This window comes from Mucilaginibacter sp. A3364 (assembly GCF_059690715.1).
Genome location: NZ_JCAWED010000001.1, coordinates 382,089 through 402,552 on the forward strand (window position 1 = coordinate 382,089; position 20,464 = coordinate 402,552).

Annotated in this window: 16 protein-coding genes; 12 read left to right on the plus strand and 4 right to left on the minus strand. The window is 44.2% G+C overall.

Annotated elements, in window-relative coordinates:
- Window positions 1-14: 14 nt before the first annotated feature.
- Together AC59JT_RS01600 and porW are read right to left on the minus strand one after the other, a co-directional pair.
- Entirely contained in the window at window positions 15-2,249 is a 2,235-nt protein-coding gene (locus AC59JT_RS01600) for a transglycosylase domain-containing protein (protein ID WP_497395457.1), read from the minus strand.
- 4 nt (window positions 2,250-2,253) lie between these two features.
- The gene (porW, locus tag AC59JT_RS01605; RefSeq protein ID WP_497395459.1) at window positions 2,254-5,265 is read right to left on the minus strand and encodes a type IX secretion system periplasmic lipoprotein PorW/SprE; all 3,012 of its coding nucleotides are present in this window, start codon (window positions 5,263-5,265) and stop codon (window positions 2,254-2,256) included.
- 70 nt (window positions 5,266-5,335) lie between these two features.
- Here porW and AC59JT_RS01610 point away from each other — a divergent pair, with 70 nt between their 5' ends.
- The 8 genes from AC59JT_RS01610 (at window position 5,336) to AC59JT_RS01645 (ending at window position 12,327) form a co-directional block, all read left to right on the plus strand.
- Entirely contained in the window at window positions 5,336-5,566 is a 231-nt protein-coding gene (locus AC59JT_RS01610; RefSeq protein WP_497395461.1) for an AtpZ/AtpI family protein, read from the plus strand.
- A gap of 397 nt (window positions 5,567-5,963) precedes the next feature.
- Window positions 5,964-7,127, plus strand: a complete 1,164-nt coding sequence (atpB, locus tag AC59JT_RS01615) for a F0F1 ATP synthase subunit A (protein ID WP_497395463.1) — start codon at window positions 5,964-5,966, stop codon at window positions 7,125-7,127.
- Between the two features lie 46 nt (window positions 7,128-7,173).
- Complete coding sequence (gene atpE, locus AC59JT_RS01620) at window positions 7,174-7,380, plus strand: ATP synthase F0 subunit C (protein WP_497395465.1); 207 nt, start codon at window positions 7,174-7,176, stop codon at window positions 7,378-7,380.
- A gap of 97 nt (window positions 7,381-7,477) precedes the next feature.
- Window positions 7,478-7,984: a F0F1 ATP synthase subunit B gene (gene atpF, locus AC59JT_RS01625; RefSeq protein WP_497395467.1), complete on the plus strand. Its 507-nt coding sequence runs from the start codon at window positions 7,478-7,480 to the stop codon at window positions 7,982-7,984.
- 76 nt (window positions 7,985-8,060) lie between these two features.
- The gene (gene atpH / locus AC59JT_RS01630; RefSeq protein ID WP_497395469.1) at window positions 8,061-8,606 is read left to right on the plus strand and encodes an ATP synthase F1 subunit delta; all 546 of its coding nucleotides are present in this window, start codon (window positions 8,061-8,063) and stop codon (window positions 8,604-8,606) included.
- A gap of 32 nt (window positions 8,607-8,638) precedes the next feature.
- Window positions 8,639-10,216 carry a F0F1 ATP synthase subunit alpha gene (gene atpA / locus AC59JT_RS01635; RefSeq protein WP_497395471.1) on the plus strand — a complete coding sequence of 526 codons (1,578 nt, stop codon included), beginning with the start codon at window positions 8,639-8,641 and terminating at the stop codon, window positions 10,214-10,216.
- Between the two features lie 83 nt (window positions 10,217-10,299).
- Window positions 10,300-11,184 carry an ATP synthase F1 subunit gamma gene (atpG, locus tag AC59JT_RS01640; protein ID WP_497395473.1) on the plus strand — a complete coding sequence of 295 codons (885 nt, stop codon included), beginning with the start codon at window positions 10,300-10,302 and terminating at the stop codon, window positions 11,182-11,184.
- A gap of 312 nt (window positions 11,185-11,496) precedes the next feature.
- Complete coding sequence (locus tag AC59JT_RS01645) at window positions 11,497-12,327, plus strand: DUF4349 domain-containing protein (protein ID WP_497395475.1); 831 nt, start codon at window positions 11,497-11,499, stop codon at window positions 12,325-12,327.
- Window positions 12,328-12,458: 131 nt separating this feature from the next.
- Here AC59JT_RS01645 and purD read toward each other — a convergent pair whose 3' ends face one another.
- Window positions 12,459-13,733, minus strand: coding sequence for a phosphoribosylamine--glycine ligase (gene purD / locus AC59JT_RS01650; protein WP_497395477.1), 1,275 nt, complete (start codon window positions 13,731-13,733; stop codon window positions 12,459-12,461).
- A 200-nt stretch (window positions 13,734-13,933) separates the two neighbouring features.
- Between purD and secA the strand changes: the two genes are divergently transcribed.
- The 4 genes from secA (at window position 13,934) to AC59JT_RS01670 (ending at window position 19,930) form a co-directional block, all read left to right on the plus strand.
- Entirely contained in the window at window positions 13,934-17,239 is a 3,306-nt protein-coding gene (secA, locus tag AC59JT_RS01655; protein ID WP_497395479.1) for a preprotein translocase subunit SecA, read from the plus strand.
- 92 nt (window positions 17,240-17,331) lie between these two features.
- Window positions 17,332-17,796 carry an SPOR domain-containing protein gene (locus AC59JT_RS01660; RefSeq protein WP_497395481.1) on the plus strand — a complete coding sequence of 155 codons (465 nt, stop codon included), beginning with the start codon at window positions 17,332-17,334 and terminating at the stop codon, window positions 17,794-17,796.
- Window positions 17,789-18,973, plus strand: coding sequence for a M20 metallopeptidase family protein (locus AC59JT_RS01665; RefSeq protein WP_497395483.1), 1,185 nt, complete (start codon window positions 17,789-17,791; stop codon window positions 18,971-18,973). Before AC59JT_RS01660 ends, AC59JT_RS01665 begins: the two co-directional genes overlap by 8 nt.
- 45 nt (window positions 18,974-19,018) lie before the next feature.
- Complete coding sequence (locus AC59JT_RS01670) at window positions 19,019-19,930, plus strand: hypothetical protein (RefSeq protein WP_497395485.1); 912 nt, start codon at window positions 19,019-19,021, stop codon at window positions 19,928-19,930.
- A gap of 44 nt (window positions 19,931-19,974) precedes the next feature.
- On the opposite strand, the gene AC59JT_RS01675 is transcribed toward AC59JT_RS01670, so the two are convergent.
- Entirely contained in the window at window positions 19,975-20,451 is a 477-nt protein-coding gene (locus AC59JT_RS01675; protein WP_497395487.1) for an SRPBCC family protein, read from the minus strand.
- Between the last annotated feature and the right edge of the window lie 13 nt (window positions 20,452-20,464).

Here is a 20,464-nt window from a genome sequence, read left to right on the forward strand (position 1 = left end):
ATAATACTTATGTTTTAAAAGCTTAGCTTCTTTTCAACTTCGGTGCTGCTGCTTTGTTCCTGGTTATATAAAGCACAATCAAGGGTGATGCTTAAGGGCTTTTTAGGTTTCTCAAAGTCGATATTCTTTTTAATGCCTGATGCTTGATCGGCATAAACCTTCTGCATAAACTTGCCAAATACAGGCAGGGCCGAATTGGCACCCTCGCCAATACCAAGCGACCGGAAATGAAAGTCGCGCTTTTCGCAGCCTGTCCAAACGCCGGTAACCAGTTTTGGCGTTACGCCGATGAACCAACCATCAGCGTTTCCGTTGGTAGTGCCTGTTTTACCGCCGATAGGATTATTTAAGCCAAACATCCAGCGCACACGGTTGCCTGTGCCGCCTTTTATGTCAACCACGCTTCGCAGCATATCGGTTATAACATAAGCAGCTTCTTCTGTTAAAACCTGTTTTACTTTAGGTGCTTGGCTGTAAATAATTTTTCCGTTTTTATCTTCAATACGCAGCAGGTAGGTGGGTTCGGTCCACACACCGTGGTTAACAAAGGCAGAATATGCCGCTGTCATTTCCATCACGGTGGCATCAAATGATCCGAGGCAAATACTTGGTACGGCATCCACTCGTCCTTTTATGCCTAAGTTTTTTATTGTTTTAACTACAGGTTCGGGCGTTAGTTCCTGCATTAGTGCGGCCGTAACCCAATTTTGCGAGTGTGCCAAGGCATCGCGAAGCGTAAGCATGCCCGGTATAGGTGTACCGTCTGATCGTGGTGTCCAACCGTTAGGCCCATAGCCCGGAATTGTTATTTGCGCATTGTTAAGGCGATAGCATGGCGAATAGCCCCGCTCGATAGCGGTAAGGTAAGTAAACGGCTTGGCTGTTGAACCAACCTGCCTGGCACCTACCTTTACCTGATCGTTTTTGTAATGTTGAAAATTGATGCCGCCCACCCAGGCTTTAATATGGCCGTTTGTGGGGTCCATGCTCATCATGGCATTGCGCAACAGCATCTGGCTGTATAGCACAGAATCTATAGGTTTCATCACCGTATCCACGCTGCCCTTCCAGGTAAACAGGTTTAAGGTATCGGGCGTGTTAAAGTTTTTTATAATGTCATCTTCCGATCTGCCCTCGGCATCTAACTGCCTGTACCGGTCGGATTGTTGCATACCTTGTTCAATCCGCAGGTTGTAGTTATTAATACGTGTTGACAATTTAGCACCCCTCCACTCGGCATTAAACTGTTGTTGTAATTTACGCATCCACTCGCGTTGTGCTTCTTCGGCATGGGCCTGCATCCCGGCATCAATGGTGGTGTAAATTTTCAAGCCCTCGCGGGCAAGGTCGTAATTGGAGCCATCGGGCCTTTTAATAGTCTGTAATATGGCTACGAGGTCCTTTTTTAATTCGGCCCTGAAATAGGGTGCCAGGCCTTCGGTGACCGGATGATAGTCGAGACCCGGCGGTTTTGCTTTTGCCTTTGCGGCTTCTTCAGCGCTTAAAAAGCCCTCTTCAACCATTCGGCCAAGTGTGAAGTTTCTGTTGCTTATCGCACGTTCTTTATGCCTTACAGGCGAGTTTATACTTGGCCCGGTAAGCAGTTGGATGATCATTGCCGCCTGATGGGGCTTTAAGCGTGCCGGTGTGGTGTTAAAATACGTTTGCGCTGCCGCGTTAACACCAAAGGCGTTCGATCCAAAATCAACCGTGTTGAGGTACATGGTAATGATCTCCTGCTTGGTGTAATGTTTTTCAATACGTATAGCTATAATAAGCTCCCTTAGTTTTTGAACCAGGCGCTTAAGCGGGTTACGCGCCCTTTTTTCATCGCTGAAAAGATTTAAAGCCAATTGCTGGGTTATGGTGCTGCCGCCTTGTTTTTTACCTACCAGGTTATAGGGTATGATGGAAAAAGTACGCCAAAAGTCGATACCTGAATGTGACAGGAAATGATTATCCTCTTTAGCTATTAACGCGTTTATAACATTAGGCGATATTTGAGCATAGGTAACGTTGGATCGGTTTTTAGAATAATATTTGCCCAGTATCTGCTTGTCTGCCGACCAAACCTCGGATGCCTGGTCGCTTTTGGGATTTTCAAGGTCGCGCAACGAAGGCATCTTATCGAAAGGATCGATCAGCGTATAGGTGATCAATAGTATGAATAACGCAAAGCAACCTATAAAAAACTTCAGTATATAGCCGTTGTAGCGCTTTATGTCTTGTTGCGAAAGTTGAGGTTGCATGTTATCAGTAAATTTGCTGATAGTAGTCAATATAATCTGCCAGTAATTTATTGTCGGTTACTTTATCCAGGTTTTCTTTGGTGATGATAAAAAAGCTGTATTTATCCTTAGGCACCTTCATAATATCCGGCATTATCGGGATGATGGCCCGGGCATACTCTTTAACCGCGGTAAGGCTGTTAAAATGTCCTACAAAAATCAACTGCACATCTTTACCAATAGGCTTAAGCCGGTGTACCACCGAGTTGCGTTGAAAATGCGTACGGTTAAATTGCCCAATACCAAAACGTGATGATGACAGATCTGTTGTGCCCGTAGCCACGTTTACTACAAAATAATAGTTAGTACTATCGCGTAGGTTAAACAGGGTTGATATAGGTTTGGCAGGCGGGTTAACCACGGGGGGCTGTATCACAGGCGGTGCGGTAACACTATCCTTTTTAACAGGCGCCTGCACTATTGCTGCAACTGCTGGGCTATCTTTTTTAACCGGCGACTGAACTACGGGCGGCGCTGCTATACTGTCGGGTTTAACTGTTACCGGCACCAGTGGCTTAGTTGCTATATTTTGATTTTTTATCCCGCCCGGCAATGTCCCTGTCGATACATTTACCGGCGCTTTGGTCACCGGTGTTTGCGTAATTAAAGGTTCGGTACGTACCTGTGTTACCACCTGTGCAGTACGTTCGCGGTTGTATGGGGTTTCTTTGCGGTTGACTATAGGCGAACTGAATATTAACTCGGTCGTATCGCTATTGTTTAGCACTACAGGCTGTGCCGCCAGTTCGGTTTTGTTGGCTTCCAGGAAGGCTATGTGTTGTACGGCCAATGGTGTTATCAGTTTATCATTAGGATACTTATTCAATATATCTTCTAAACTGGCTCTAAACGGATCATACTTTTGCAGGTGCCCCGATGCGATAGCTTTTAAATAATACATCTGCGCCAGCAAACGATGATTTGGATACTGTGCTATCAATACATCAGTATTAGTAATTACTTCGCTATATTTTTTTTGTCGATAAAGATCAAAAACCTGGTTGTAGGCGCTATTAAATTGAGCGTCGTTATCGTTTAGCTTTTTACTGTAGTCGGGATCTATCAGTACCTTGGCAAAAATGCTTTCGGGGTAATTTTTTAAGATCAGATTTTTGTACGTGGTCGACTTTGTCGGATCCATATCACTATATAGCCTATATAAATTATAATAGGCCGATGGGTTATTTACATCGTTAGGGAAGCGCGCCGCCAGCATCTCATAGTAAACAATTGCTTCTTTTTTGTCTTCCAGTATATCGCGGTAAAAGTTGGCGATATCTAAAATGGCGTTATAAATATGTTGGTTTGATTGCGCCAGCAGGCTTGCATTTAATGGCAGGTTTTGCACCAGTTTTTGGCGATAGCTACCTGCCGCAACATCATTCTCGGTTTTTTGCGCACCGGGAGCCGGAGCGTCCGGATCGGTATTGGCACCTATCTGGGCGGTAGCCTGGGCCGCGTTGGCGGCCGTCGCATCTACATTGGGCTTATTATTCCGGCGCCAGTTGTCTTCCAGTTTACGGTTGCCCCATCTGCGCTTAAAATCGTTAAAGCCCTGGCTTATGGCCTTGTTATTATAAAAATAGAATGTACTTGCACCCTGTTGTGTTGATGCTGTTGTGTTTTGTGGCAGATTAGCCGGGTTATCGAAACTATTGCCACCTACATTTACTACGGTTGATGCCGCGCTTAATTTCAACGTTTCGCGCGTTACCATTTCGTCAATGCGGGCCTGGCGGGTGGCGTCATCCAGTTTAGCCAGCATTTGCAAGGTATCTTCAAAGGCTATCACCTGCAACTTATCAACCAGTAGTTGCAGGTTGTTACTTTTCTTTTTAATGGTTTGGTAACCCGGGTAACTTGGCGACAGGCTAATCAATGTACTATCATAATACATCTTAGCATTTACATAGTCTGCCTTTTCTTTAAAATCAATATCTGCAATTCGCAGGTAGGCTAATCCTTTTTGGTTCTGGTTTTTTTGGCTGGCGCGAACAGAAAGGTTATAATACTTTAAGGCGTTGTCAAATTTTTTATTCACGGCGTAAAAATTGCCTACCTGGTAATAGATCTGATCGTGGAAGTCAACATTGTTATCATCCTTCAGCAAACTTAATAAACGCGCTACGCGATCCATTTTTACACCGTTGCGCATGTCTTCAATACGTATGCGGTTAAGGTTGGCATTAAACCCCATCTCGAACGAGGCATTGCTTTTAACAATACTGGTATAGTTTGCCACGGCATCATTGGTACGCCCGTTTAACTCCTGAAGTTGCGCCAGTATAAATGTCCACCTTAAACGCTGTGCTTTTGTACTACTGTACTCAATGGCTTTCTTTGCCATTTCTTCGCCGTGGATGTAATCCTGGGTGTTAATGTCGTACTGAAGTTGTGTGGCGTAAACATCGGCCGTAATACTTTTTTTGGGGTTGAGGTTTTTAAAGGCTGTATCCAATGCCACCTTGGCTTCGGCTATATTATCTAAATATAATAAAGCGCGTGCCTGCCATACACAGGCTTCCTGTTTTACCTCGGTACGCTCGGGGAAGGAGTGTACCACATAGCCCAGGTATTCTACCGCGTTAAAATAATTCCCTGCCAAAAAATAGCTTTTGCCTAGTACCAAGTATGCATCGGCCACAAATTTACTTTGCTCTTTTTCGCCGATGATGGTATTGGCTTTCAATTTGGCAGCTTCCAGGTCAGCATCGGGTCCTTCAGTCGCGGCAATCGTATCCTGGTATACATTTAATATATCGCCGTACGAATCTATAAAGGCCAGGGCATAGTCGGCCTGCTTGGCTGTTAGCAGTTCATTGGCGTTAAACAGGTAGTTATAATTGGCGGTTATGTTTTGCAAAACGCGGTTCACACCCGTTTTTTTCTCCAGCGAACAGCCGGCAACAAACAGTATTGCTGCTATGAAAAGGTATTTAAAAGTGTTTTTTACAGGTAAAGTAGCTATATGCCTCAAAATATATAATGCATTATAAAAGCATTGCTAATTTACTAAATAGTCTGCAATAGGATTAATAAATTTGCGGATGACACAAAATGAACAAGATACTAACCCAAGGGGCGATAAACCCTTGAATAGCTATGCCAAATACACAACGCTGGGTTTCCAGATGATAGTGATCATTGGCGTTTTTACTTATGCGGGTTATAAAATTGATGAGAATGCCGGGCACGATACCCAGTGGGTAACGGCGGTGCTGGCATTAATCGGCGTGTTTATTTCATTGTTCCTGGTAATCCGATCTGTACGAAATTGAAACTGTTGCGCGCCACTTTATTATTTGTTGTGTTTACCGCCTTGCTTGCGGCCGGGCCTTTGTGTTTAATGTACACTAAACACCCAGGTTGGTTAATTCCGCAGTTTTGGGCGGTGTTTGCATTTATTACCGGGCTAACTTTTTTAACAGTTGTTTTTATTTTAGTGGGCGAGGGGTTAAAACCGGGACATTTTACGCAGTTGTTCCTGATAGCCACTATAGTTAAGATACTTTTATGCTTAATATTTATACTAATTTTCGTCTTTAATTATCCTTTAAACAAGGTTGTATTCGGGCTCAATTTCTTTTACTTATATTTCTTGAATATGGGCTTTGAAGTTTATGTTTTGTTGTGTAACTTGCGCAACCAAAATTTAAAGTAAAAAACTTTATTTAGATGTATTTAAGCCACGTTTTCAAATCAAAAAAAATAGCCTCAGGTATCATTTTAGGCGTTTTTATGGCCTTTTTCGCTTGTAACAGTTTTGCTGCACAGCACGAAGGACACGAAACAGCGCCTGCTGCCACCGAAGATACTACTCACGCCGCTCATGCAGCGCTTCATGATGAAGAACACGCGGTTGCCGAAACAGCTCATGGCGTTGCCCACGAGCCCGAAGCTTTTAACCCTACCACCGCTATTTTAGAGCACATAGGCGATTCGCACTCATGGCACGTTATTGGCGACGTATCTATTGGTTTGCCTGTTATATTATTTACTGATAAAGGAACCGAGTTTTTCTCATCAAGCAAATTTGAGCATGGCCATGTTGCTTACACCGGTAAATACTACACCTATAAATTAGTTGACGATAAAATACGTGTTGTTGATGCTGCAGGTAATGTAGATAAAGCGACATCATACAATATATACGATTTCTCGATCACCAAAAACGTATTGGCTTTATGGATAGCCGGTATCTTGTTATTGGTTATCTTCATGAGCGTTGCATCAACTTACAAAAAACGTGTGGGTAAAGCGCCAAAAGGTTTCCAATCATTAATTGAGCCGGTTATCGTGTTCGTTCGTGATGAGATCGCCCGCCCAAACATTGGTTACAAATACCACCGCTACATGCCTATCCTGTTAACCATATTCTTCTTTATATGGATCAACAACATTTTAGGTTTAATTCCAATTTTCCCGGGTGGTGCTAACGTTACAGGTAACATCCTGATGACCTTCGTGCTATCAACCATCGTATTGTTAGTAGTTAACTTCAGTGCCAACAAATACTACTGGAAACACATTTTATTACCTGATGTACCACTTTGGTTATATCCTATCATGATCCCTGTGGAGCTGATTGGTGTTATTTCAAAGCCATTCGCGTTGATGATTCGTTTGTATGCTAACATCTCTGCGGGTCACATCATTGTATTGAGCTTAATATCTTTGATATTTATATTTAAGTCGATGATGATAGCGCCAGTATCAGTAGCATTCGTATTGTTTATGGATGTGCTGGAGTTGCTGGTTGCGTTTTTACAGGCCTTTATATTTACGATGCTAACCGCGCTGTTTATTGGTACAGCGGTTGAAGAGCATCACTCACACTAATTAGCAAATAACAATAATTTATATATTAACTTTTAATTTTAACAAAATGACTGGAAGTATTGCTGCATTAGGTGCAGGTTTAGCGGTTATCGGTGCTGGTATCGGTATCGGTCAAGTAGGTGGTAAAGCGATGGAAGGTATCTCTCGTCAGCCAGAAGCTGCTGCAAAAATCCAAACTGCAATGATCATCGCTGCGGCCCTTGTAGAAGGTGTTGCTTTATTCGGTGTGGTAGTTGCATTGTTAGGCAAATAATCAGCCCGACACAAAAAACTATAAGGCTTGCAGCGATTGGCGGCAGGCCTTATATTAAAATTTAAAAGAAAAGTACTAAGACCTTTTTTAAGAAATAATGGAAGAATTATTTGACGGTTTATTGAATGATCATTTAGGCTTTGTAGTTTGGGCTGCAGTAGCATTCCTGATCCTTTTGTTTTTGTTGGCTAAATTTGCCTGGAAACCAATTATGGGTGCTATTGATGAGCGCGAGCGTTCTATCGAAACCGCCTTATTAAAAGCTGAGGCTGCCAAAGAAGAAATGAGCCGCTTAACCAGCGAAAACGAAGCGTTGTTAAAACAAGCACGTATTGAGCGCGATTTGATCCTGAGCGAAGCCAAAAAGGTAAAAGACCAGATCATCAGCGACGCTAAAGAAGCTGCACAAAAAGAAGGTGCACGCCAGATTGAGCTTGCCCGCGTTGAAATAAACAACCAAAAAGCTATTGCAATGGCTGACGTGAAAAACCAGGTTGCAACCCTTTCTATCCAGATCGCCGAGAAAATTTTGCAGGAGCAATTAAAAGATCAGGCAAAACAACACGAACTGGTAGGCCAGTTATTAAAAGAAGTTAAATTATAAGTTGCGAGTAATGAGTTATAAGTAGTGAGTGATTAAACTCAATACTCATAACTCACAACTCATCACTCAAAAATATATGTCAGAATTAACGGTAGCATCCAGGTATGCCAAATCATTAATTGATCTTTCACAAGAGCAAAACTCTTTGGAAGCGGTTAACGGCGACATGGTTTTCTTTAGAAAAACTTTAAAGGAGAACTCAGAGTTGAAAGCTGTTTTGAGTAACCCTATCATCTCTCAGGCTAAAAAGCTGAGTATCCTTACCGAGATATTTGCTACGAAAGTAAGCAAGCTATCTATCGAGTTTTATAAGCTGATGATAAACAAAGGCCGTGGTGAGGTTTTATACGCCACAGCAAAGGCGTTTATTGATCTGTACAACATCAAAAAACATATTACCAAAGCTAAGGTAGTATCGGCAGCTGCGTTATCAGAAGCTAATAAGCAAACCTTATTAGCCGAGCTTAAAACAGCGATAGGCGGCGAGGTGATACTGGAAACTAAAGTTGACCCTGATTTGATAGGCGGCTTTGTTTTAACCGTAGGCGATACGCAGTTAGATACCAGCGTACAAGGTGCCCTTTATAAAATTAAAAAGAATTTTGCCACAGCGGCAGTTTAATCAAATACAAACAAACTCTAAATAAATAAAAAATGGTAGAGGTAAGACCAGACGAAGTATCAGCAATTTTGCGTCAGCAATTGGCAGGCTTCAAGTCAGAATCTGAATTAGAAGAAGTTGGTACCGTACTTCAGGTTGGCGACGGTATTGCGCGCGTTTATGGTTTAAGCAAAGTACAATCAGGTGAGCTGGTTGAATTTGATAACGGGCTGCAAGGCATCGTATTGAACCTTGAAGAAGATAACGTTGGTGTGGTACTTTTGGGTGCCAGCGACGAGATCAAAGAAGGTGATACTGTAAAACGTACTAACAAAATTGCCTCTATCAATGTAGGCGAAGGTATGCTGGGCCGTGTGGTTAACACACTGGGCGAGCCTATTGATGGTAAAGGACCTATAGCAGGCCAAACCTATGAGATGCCTTTGGAGCGTAAAGCACCGGGCGTTATCTACCGTCAGCCGGTTACCGAGCCTTTACAAACCGGTATCAAAGCTATCGACGCGATGATCCCAATCGGCCGTGGCCAGCGTGAGTTGGTTATTGGTGACCGCCAGACTGGTAAAACTGCGGTTTGTATCGATACCATCATCAACCAAAAAGAATTTTACGATGCAGGTAAGCCTGTAATTTGTATATATGTTGCCTGCGGTCAGAAAGCTTCTACAGTAGCTAACATCGTTCGCGCGTTGGAAGAAAAAGGTGCTATGCCTTACTCTATCATCGTTGCGGCAAACGCGTCGGATTCAGCTACCATGCAGTTCTTCGCACCATTCGCTGGTGCTGCTATTGGCGAGTACTTCCGCGATACCGGTCGTCCGGCTTTGATCGTTTATGATGACTTGTCAAAACAAGCGGTAGCTTACCGTGAAGTATCGTTGTTATTACGTCGTCCACCGGGCCGCGAGGCTTACCCTGGTGACGTATTTTACCTGCACAGCCGTTTATTAGAGCGTGCCGCTAAGATCAACGCCAACGATTCAATCGCGCAAGCGATGAACGATTTGCCGGAGTCTATCCGTGGTATCGTTAAAGGTGGTGGTTCATTAACCGCGTTGCCTATCATCGAAACACAAGCGGGTGACGTATCTGCATACATCCCAACCAACGTAATTTCAATTACCGATGGCCAGATATTCCTGGAGTCGAACCTTTTTAACGCAGGTGTTCGTCCGGCTATCAACGTAGGTATCTCTGTATCACGTGTGGGTGGTAACGCGCAGATCAAATCAATGAAAAAAGTAGCAGGTACATTGAAACTTGACCAGGCTCAATACCGCGAGTTAGAGGCATTCTCTAAATTCGGTTCGGATCTGGACGCTTCAACAAAAACTGTATTGGATAAAGGTTCACGTAACGTAGAGATCCTGAAACAAGGTCAATACTCACCGGTATCTGTTGAAAAACAAGTAGCCATTATTTACTTAGGTACTAAAAACCTGATGCGTAATGTACCTGTTGCCCGTATCCGCGAGTTTGAGGCCGAATATACCACGCAATTAGAGCAGCGTCACCCTGAGGTGCTTGCTGGCTTAAAAGCAGGTAAATTTGACGACTCGTTAACTGGCGTATTAGAGCAGGTTGCTAAAGAGCTTTCAGCGAGCTATAACTAGTATTAAGTAGTGAGTGATGAGTAGTGAGTGATAAACTCAAAACTCAAAACTCATTACTCAAAACTCACCACTCAAAATAAAGAATGGCTAATTTAAAAGAAGTAAGAATCAGGATAGGTTCGGTTAACTCAACCCAGCAGATCACCAAGGCGATGAAAATGGTTTCGGCAGCAAAGCTGAAACGTGCTACCAACGCTATTGTGGAACTGCGTCCTTATGCAAATAAGTTAAAAGAGTTGTTATCAAACCTGTCTGCAAGTTTAGAGGATGGTTCATCTCCGTTTTTAGAGCAACGCGAGCCTGCTAAGGTATTAGTGGTGGCTATCACCTCTAACCGTGGTTTGGCCGGTGCTTTCAACTCAAACGTTATTAAAACCGTGAATAACCTGATCGCCGATAAATACAGCGAGCAGCACAAAGCCGGTAACGTTTCTATAGTAGCTATCGGTAAAAAATCGCAGGAGTTTTATGAGCGTCGTAAATACAATGTGATTGGTAACAATAACGAGGTTTACAACAACTTGAACTTCACTACGGTTTCGGCTATTACCGAGTCTATCATGACCGGTTTCCTGAAAGGCCAGTTTGATCGTGTAGAGATCGTTTATAACCACTTCCGCAACGCGGCTGTACAATATTTGATCACTGAACAGTTATTGCCTGTGCCTCCAACCGAGAACAAGCAGGAAGCCGCTAAAGCATCACAGGTTGATTACATCCTTGAGCCTTCAAAAGAAGAGATCGTTGAGCAGTTGATCCCGAAAAACATCAAGATACAATTGTATCGCGCGGTGTTAGATTCGGTAGCTTCTGAGCACGGTGCACGTATGACCGCCATGGACAAAGCAACCGAAAACGCGGGCGACCTGTTGAAAGCCCTAAAACTTTCATACAACCAGGCACGCCAGGCAGCCATCACTACCGAGCTTACCGAGATCGTTAGTGGCGCGGCAGCGTTAGCAGGCTAGTATTCCACTGAAAAAATATCAAAAGGCTTTCCGGTTTCGGGAAGCCTTTTTTTTTATACGCTCTTACACACGCACGTCATCGCGAGCGAGGAACGAGCGTCGCGATCCCCTATAGAACGGTAACCTGTCGCTAGGGGATGGCTACGCTACGCTCGCCATGACGTGCTGGGTTGTGTGGGCCGCTATAAAATAATTCCTCCCTACCGGGTTACTTTTTCCACCTTCGCGGTATCAATAATAAAAAACAAAACATCCTTAAAACCGGCCGGTAACAGGGATACCTAAAATTCAATTTTTAAATCTTAACCCATTATGAAAGCAAAATTTTTAATTGTGCTGGCCGGCATTGCTATGCTTGCAGCTTGCAAAGGAAGAACCGAAGAAGCAAAAACCGAAGAGGAACAATTTGTACAGGATAGTGCCAAAGTTGTTAGAACTGCCGATATGCGTTTTAAGGTAAAAAACGTACAGAAGATAAGCAGCGAACTCGGCAAACTGGTAACCGAATGCGGCGGCACCGTGATGCATAATACCCTCCATTCGGATGTGATAGAAAAGCGCGACATTGTGCTGGAAAGTGACTCGATAAAAAAACTAACCGTTTATAATACCAATGCCGATTTAACCGTAAAGGTGCCCACCGAGTTCCTGGATATTTTCATGGATTCGCTTAAGCAGCTAAGCACTTTTGTTGACGAAAGTAAAATGGACGTGGAAGACCGCACGCTAAATTACCTATCAGAAAAGCTGAAAGCGCAAAATCGTGAGGTATCAGTAAAGCAACGCCGTAAAATTAAGCTTACCCAGCTAGGTGCCGATAGTGTGCTTGCCCTAAAAGACGACATCGTGGATAGAAAGATAAGTAACCTCAGAACAAACGACGCCGTAAAATACAGCACCCTAACCCTTAATCTTTATCAAGGTAATACAGTACATAGTGAAGTGGTTGCCAACGATGACCTGAGCACTTACAAAACACCGGTATCAACCCGCATAAAACACGCCTTTGGCAATGGTTGGGATATGTTTGAGGAATTAGTAGTAGGCCTGCTTAACCTTTGGATGTTTTTATTAGCTGCAGCGATTGTTTGGATAGGGGTGAGGGCTTATCGAAAAAGAAAGAAAGCTCAACCGACTGCGTAAAATCATTTCGCTCGTCATCACGAGCGAGGAACGAGCGTAGTGATTCCCGACGGACAGGTAAATCGTATACCTGTAAGTCGGGGATTACTACGCTACGCTCGTAATGACGTGCTGGGTTGCGGGGTAAGGGGTTATATCAAATCAAACCCAATATCTTTTCTAAAATAAACACCATCATAATAAATACGACTGGCATCCGCAGTTGCCTGCTGCAAGGCATCAAACATATTATCGCGCAAAGCGGTAACCATTAGTACACGGCCACCGGTTGCCAAAATATCATCGCCCTGCTGCGTTGTCCCGGCCTGGAAAACGTGCGATCCGCGAACATTTTCAATGCCGCTGATGGCTTTACCTTTTAAGTATTCGCCGGGGTAGCCGCCTGCTACGCATACTACTGTAGCAGCAACCTGGTTTGATACGGCAAATTCAACTTCATTAAGGTTTCCGTTGGCAACGCCCAATAAAAGGTCAACCAGGTCGGCTTCAAGGCGTGGTAAAACGCTTTCGGTTTCCGGGTCGCCCATGCGGCAGTTGTACTCTATCATGTATGGGTCGCCGCCGCAGTTCATCAGGCCAATAAAAATGAAACCTTTGTAGGGGATATCTTCGCTCTTTAAGCCGTTAATGGTAGGGATAACGATACGATCTTCAACCTTTTTAATAAAAGCCTCATCAGCAAACGGAACCGGAGAAACCGAGCCCATGCCGCCGGTATTTAAGCCGGTATCGCCTTCGCCAATGCGTTTGTAATCTTTGGCAGATGGTAGTAGTTTATAGCTGTTGCCGTCGGTCAATACAAATACCGATAACTCAATGCCGCTTAAAAACTGCTCGATAACCACTTTGGCACTGGCCGCGCCAAATTTGGCTTCGGTCAACATTTCTTTAAGCTCTTGCTGGGCTTCTTCTAAAGTAGCGCAAATCAACACGCCTTTGCCGGCTGCTAGTCCATCAGCCTTTAAAACTATCGGTAAACCTATAGTTGGTAAGTAATCCAAACCTTCCTGCAAAGTATCAGCAGTAAAAGTTTTTGATGCCGCCGCCGGGATGTTGTGGCGTTCCATAAACTGTTTAGAAAAATCCTTACTACCCTCCAACTGCGCGCCCTCGGCCTGCGGACCGATAACCGGCACACCTTTCAATTGCTCATCCGCCAGGAAAAAATCATGCACACCTCTAACCAATGGCTCCTCGGGGCCAACTAATACCAAATCAATGTTATTATTGAGCACGGTTTGTTTAATGCCTTCAAAATCGTTTACGCCAACATTTACATTGGTGCCGTACTGTCCGGTACCCGCGTTGCCGGGGGCGATGAAAAGCTTGTCGCATTTTGGGCTTTGGGCCAGTTTCCAGGCGAAGGCGCTTTCCCTTCCGCCTGAGCCGAGGATCAGGATATTCATGCGGGCAAAGATAGGTTTTTAGTCGAAAGTATCGAGTATCAACTAGCTAGATACAGATTATGTTAAATTGCCATTTTTTACTTGATACTTACTACTTGATACTTGCTACTCGCCCCTAAAATCGTACCTTTACTGTCATAATGACTTTAAAATTACAGTGGCTTAATTATTGAGTTGCTGCAATTCATATAAAACTAAATATGTTAAATTTCATCAGTAAGCTTTTCGGAAGCAAATCAGAACGAGACGTAAAAGCTATAATGCCTATAGTTGAAAAAATTAAGGCAGAGTATGCTAAACTGGATCAGTTAAGCCACGACGAGCTTAGAGCCAAAACCATACAATTTAAAGAAACTATCAAAGAAGGCCTGGCCAAAATTGATGCTGAAATAAAAGATCTTAAAGAACAAACAGAAGATGCCGATCTTGACGTAAGCGAAAAGGTTGACCTGTATACCAAGCTGGATAAGCTGGAGAAAGATCGCAACAAAGAGCTTGAGGTTATCCTGATGGATATATTGCCGCAGGCTTTTGCCGTGGTTAAAGAAACCGCCCGCAGATGGGCTGGTAGCCCTGGTATTGAAGTTACCGCTACTGATTTTGACCGCGAGCTTGCTGCCAAAAAATCAAACGTTGTTATAAAAGGCGACAAAGCATTTCACAGCAGCACCTGGATCGCTGCCGGTAATGAAGTTACCTGGAACATGGTTCATTACGATGTACAGCTGATTGGCGGTACCGTATTGCACCAGGGTAAAATATCTGAGATGGCTACAGGTGAAGGTAAAACGCTGGTAGCCACGCTGCCTGCGTATTTAAACGCGCTTGCCGGTCAAGGGGTGCATATTGTAACGGTGAATGACTACCTGGCACGTCGTGACTCTGAGTGGATGGGCCCTTTGTATGAGTTCCACGGTTTATCTGTTGATTGTATTGATAAACATGAGCCTAACGGCGATGCACGTAGAGCTGCTTATCTTGCCGATATTACTTTTGGTACCAACAACGAGTTTGGTTTTGACTACCTGCGTGACAATATGACACGTAGCCCTGAAGAATTGGTGCAACGCAAGTTACATTTTGCCATGGTGGATGAGGTTGACTCGGTTTTGGTTGACGATGCCCGTACACCACTGATCATATCAGGCCCGATACCTCGTGGTGATGAACACGAGTTTTATGAGTTGAAGCCACGCATTGAGCGTTTGGTTAACGCCCAAAAAGCTTACGTTAACGGTGTTTTAAACGAAGCCAAAAAATCTATCGCCGAAGGCAAAACCGGTATTGACGAAGGTGGTTTGGCCTTATTGCGCGCTCACCGTGCCCTACCAAAAAGCAAAGCCTTAATTAAGTTTTTGAGCGAAGGTGCCAACAGGCAAATCCTGCAAAAAACGGAAAACTACTATATACAGGACAATAACAAAGAAATGCCGAAAGCTGATGCCGAGCTCTATTTTGTTATTGACGAAAAAAATAACCAGGTTGAATTGGCCGAAAAAGGTATCGAACTGATCACCGCGTCGGGCGAGGATGCAAATTTCTTCGTGATGCCTGACGTAGGTACCGAGATTGCTGAAATTGAAAAAGCTGATCTGCCTGCCGAAGAGAAAATTGCCCGCAAAGATGAATTGATGCGCGATTTCTCAATTAAATCCGAGCGTATTCACTCGGTTAATCAGCTGTTAAAAGCTTATACCTTATTTGAAAAAGATACCGAGTACATCATTGACGAAGGCAAGGTAAAGATAGTTGACGAGCAAACCGGCCGTGTGCTGGATGGCCGTCGTTATTCTGACGGTTTGCACCAGGCCATTGAGGCTAAAGAGAACGTGAAAGTTGAGGACGCTACGCAAACCTTCGCGACTATTACGCTGCAAAACTACTTCAGGATGTACCACAAGCTTTGTGGTATGACGGGTACTGCTGTTACCGAAGCAGGTGAGTTTTGGCAGATATACAAACTGGACGTGGTTGAGATACCAACCAACACGCCAACCAGCCGTGCCGATAAACAAGACCTGGTTTACCGTACCATCCGTGAAAAGTATAATGCCGTTGCAGACGAGATCGTAAAACTTACTACCGAAGGCCGCCCGGTATTGGTGGGTACAACTTCGGTTGAGATATCAGAGTTATTGAGCCGTATGCTGAAATTGCGCGGTATTAAACACAACGTACTGAACGCCAAAATGCACCAGAAAGAGGCTGATATCGTAGCCGAAGCGGGTAAATCAGGCACGGTTACCATTGCTACCAATATGGCCGGTCGTGGTACGGATATTAAATTAGGCCCTGGTGTTAAAGACGCCGGTGGTTTAGCCATCATTGGTACCGAGCGTCATGAGTCTCGTCGTGTTGACAGGCAGTTACGCGGTCGTTCCGGTCGCCAGGGTGACCCGGGTTCGTCACAGTTCTTCGTATCGTTAGAGGATAACCTGATGCGTTTATTCGGATCGGAGCGTATATCAAACCTGATGGTGCGTATGGGTATCGAAGAGGGCGAAGTAATTCAGCACTCGATGATATCAAACTCGATAGAGCGTGCGCAGAAGAAGGTAGAAGAGAACAACTTTGGCATGCGTAAGCGTTTGCTGGAGTATGACGACGTGATGAACTCGCAGCGTACCGTGATCTACACCAAACGTAAGAACGCTCTGTTTGGCGATCGTTTAGATGTGGATTTGAACAACACTGTTTTTGACGTGGTTGAAGACGTGGTAACCGAATACAAAGACGGCAACAACTTTGAAGGTTTCCGTTTAGAGGTTATCCGTTTATTCTCGGTTGATATTGAAATGACTGCCGAGCAGTTCTCGGATACTTCAGCCAGCAAATTGGTTGACCAGGTATTTGCCATCGTTACTGATTTTTACAAACGTAAATCAGAAGCTATCGCGGCGCAGGCATTCCCGGTGTTGAAAGATGTTTTTGATACCCGTGGCGAATACATCGAGAATATCGTTGTTCCGTTTACCGATGGTGTGCATGGTATGCAGATAGCCGTTCCGTTGAAAAAGGCTGTTGAAAATAACGGTATGGAAGTGGTAAAATCGTTCGAGAAAAACGTTACCCTGTACCTGATAGACGACGCCTGGAAAGAGCACCTGCGCGAAATGGATGAGTTGAAGCAATCGGTACAAAACGCTGTTTACGAGCAGAAGGACCCGTTATTGGTTTACAAGTTTGAAGCGTTTGAATTGTTCCGCCAGATGCTGGCTACTGTGAATAAAGAGATGGTAAGTTTCTTGTTCCGCGGTGGTATAGCACAACAGCAGGAGCCTGAGCAAATGCAGGAAGCAAGGCCACAGCCTAAGACCGATATGCGCAACCTGCGTGCGTCAAAGTCAGACGTGGTAGGTGATGGCAGCGGTGCTTTGCCCGAAGAGCTTCGTGAAATTCAAAAGGCAACTCCTGTACGCGTTGAGCAAAAAATAGGAAGAAATGACCCTTGCCCTTGCGGTAGCGGAAAAAAATACAAAAGCTGCCACGGCATAGGCCAGGCGTAACCATGATTTTTAGGATTTAAGGATTAGCTTGATTTACCTTTGTCATGGCAATCTTATAATCCTTCAACCAAGGTTCAAAGAATTAATTTACTATGACAAAAGCACCTGTTTATAAAGCATTATTGAGCAATATAGGCAGGTGCCTTTTTTTTATCATTATTTTTATCCCGTCATTAACGTTGGCGCAGGAAAGGGGCTTTGTTAAAGTAAATAAAGACCCGCGGATAGATACCTTAATGGCACGGCGTGCTACCATAAAAGTAGCTGGTGCGAAAAGTGGCGGTAGCGGATACTCGTCATACGGTTATCGGGTGCAGATCTATAATGGTTCTACGCGTAGAGATGCTTATGATGCGCAGGAACGTTTGCACCGTTTACACCCCGAAATGCGTACCTACATTAGTTATACCGAACCCAATTTTAAAGTACATGCCGGCGATTTGCGTACACGACTGGAGGCCGAAAAGCTGCTACAGGAGTTGCGGGGAAAGTTTAGCAGCCTTTTTATTATATCAACAAAGATCAATCCGCCTAAAACAGAAGTAGCAAATGATTAAACAGCAGATACAGCAATTAGCTAAAGATATATTTAACGATGTAGTGACCACCCGTCGCCATTTGCACAGCCATCCCGAGCTTTCTTTTCATGAAACGGAAACGTCGGCTTTCATCGAAAAACAATTGGATGCTTTAGGGCTTGACCATGTGCGTATGGCTGATAACGGTGTTGTGGCATTAATAAAAGGTGAAAAACCATCAGACAAAGTAATTGCCCTGCGCGCCGACATGGACGCGTTGCCTATACTGGAAGCTAACGATGTACCCTACAAATCGCAGAATGAAGGTGTAATGCACGCTTGCGGACACGATGTGCATACTTCATCACTGCTAGGTGTAGCCAGGATATTAACCAATCTGAAAAGTGAATTTGGCGGAACTGTAAAACTGATATTTCAACCGGCAGAAGAGAAACTTCCCGGTGGTGCGAGCCTTATGATCAAAGAGGGTGTGTTGGAAAATCCGAAACCATCTGCCGTTATTGGTCAGCACGTAATGCCTTTGATTGATGCCGGTAAGGTGGGTTTCCGCTCAGGCAAATACATGGCATCTACGGATGAGTTGTATGTTTACGTGCGCGGTAAAGGCGGGCATGGCGCACAGCCGCAACAAAATGTCGATCCGGTGATTATCACCGCGCATATATTAACCGCCTTGCAACAGGTGGTTAGCCGTTTTTCCGATCCTAAAAGCCCGTGCGTGCTATCATTTGGTAAAGTAATTGCCAACGGTGCTACCAATGTTATCCCTAACGAGGTTTACCTGGAAGGTACCTTCCGCGCTATGGATGAACAATGGCGTGCCGAAGCCCACATCAAGATCAAAAAAATGGCCGAAGGCATTGCTGAAAGCATGGGCGGAAGCTGCGAATTCAACATCGTTAAAGGTTATCCTTTCCTGATCAACGAGCCGGTCCTGACTGATTCATCCCGCGCTTACGCCGAAGAATACTTGGGCAAAGAAAACGTAGAGGAGCTAGATATTTGGATGGCTGCGGAAGATTTCGCCTACTACTCGCAAGTGGCCGATTCGTGCTTTTATCGTTTAGGTACCCGTAATGAGGCCCGTGGTATTACCTCATCGGTACACACACCTACATTTGACATTGAAGAAACCGCTTTAGAAACCAGCGTTGGTTTAATGGCTTACCTGGCTGTTAAACAATTGGGGAATTGATTTAAAGACCATGGTCTATGGTCCATGGACCATAGACAAAATATGATGAAGAAAAGTATTTTCCTTTTTCTATTTCTCGCGGCAGCGAATTGGAGCTTTGCCCAGCAGCGCTTTAATCCGGACACGGTGCTGACCATTGTTATCGATTCGGCTATCAACATTAAATCGCACCGCTTAACGGCTGAAGATTTTATACAGGCCGTAGTGACGGATACGGGCTTTTATAAAGCTTTCCGTGATATGAAGAAACACACCTTCACGGCCGAAAATCGCATCTATACCTACAATAAAAAGAACAAAATTGATGGCCGCATTTACCGTAAACTGCGTTACACCTCGCTTAACGGTAAACATAAAACAGAGTATCTGGCTAAGCGCGATAGCGGCGCTGTTTTTAAAAAGAATGGCAAGTATGAGTTATATACGGTAGAAATGTTTGATTACATTTTTAACAATGCCTACAATTCTGATTTTGGTACAGGTTCATCGTTGCCCTCGCCCGGCAAGAATGGTTCGTATAAAGATAAACTGAAAACCCTCATATTTTCTCCGGGAAGAAAGATCTCGGGCATACCTTTCCTGAGCAGCAAGACCGAAATATTCGGACCCGAGATGCGCCAATACTACTTATACCGTTTTGAACGCGGCAAATACCTGGACTCTATCCCTGTTTACCGCTTTAAAGTAAGCCGTAAACCCAGTACCGCCGATAGCGATGTGATGATCAACGAACTGACGACCATTTTTGACATGCGCGACTTTAAAATACTGGGCCGCTATGTAGATATGAAATACAGCAACATGCTGTTTGATTTTGATGTTAAAATGAATATCGAACTCATCCCATTTAAAGGCGACCTGTTACCCGCCAAAATAAGCTACCAGGGCAGCTGGGATGTACCGCTACATAAAGAAGAGCGCGCCGGGTTTTTGATACTACAGAAGGATTATAAATAGATTATACGACAAGGTTAGGTGCCAACATACAAAGTATTGTGTCTCTACATGGTTTTGAAATCGTGCCACTTATCACTCTCTGCCACCTGTTTAACAATCTCATTACGTTGTTTTAAAAGGTTGGCCATGTAGCTTGTAAGCAAAAGCCGGTTGAATATCCGGCCTAAAATACCTAACGGAGATTCAAACATGAACACGTCCCGCATTAGCGTTTTGCCGTTTACTTCCATGAAATAATGTTCGTGCGTAAAACTTTTAAAAGCGCCGGTTATCATTTCATCAACAAACAGTACCGGCTCATAGTAAAGCGTGATGCGGGTGGTAAGTTTCTGCCGGATAAAGAAATGGCGGGCCTGCCAGGTAACCGTCTCGCCCATGCCAATTAATCCTGTTGTTTTGCCGGCAATTGCAGTCTCGCCCGTATGCCTGGTAGATATAAGATGCAGATCAATACTACGGCTCAGATCAAAACATCGTTTGATGGGGGCGTTGATCTCGGTGAGTATTTCGATGGTTGGCATAGTAAGATGATTA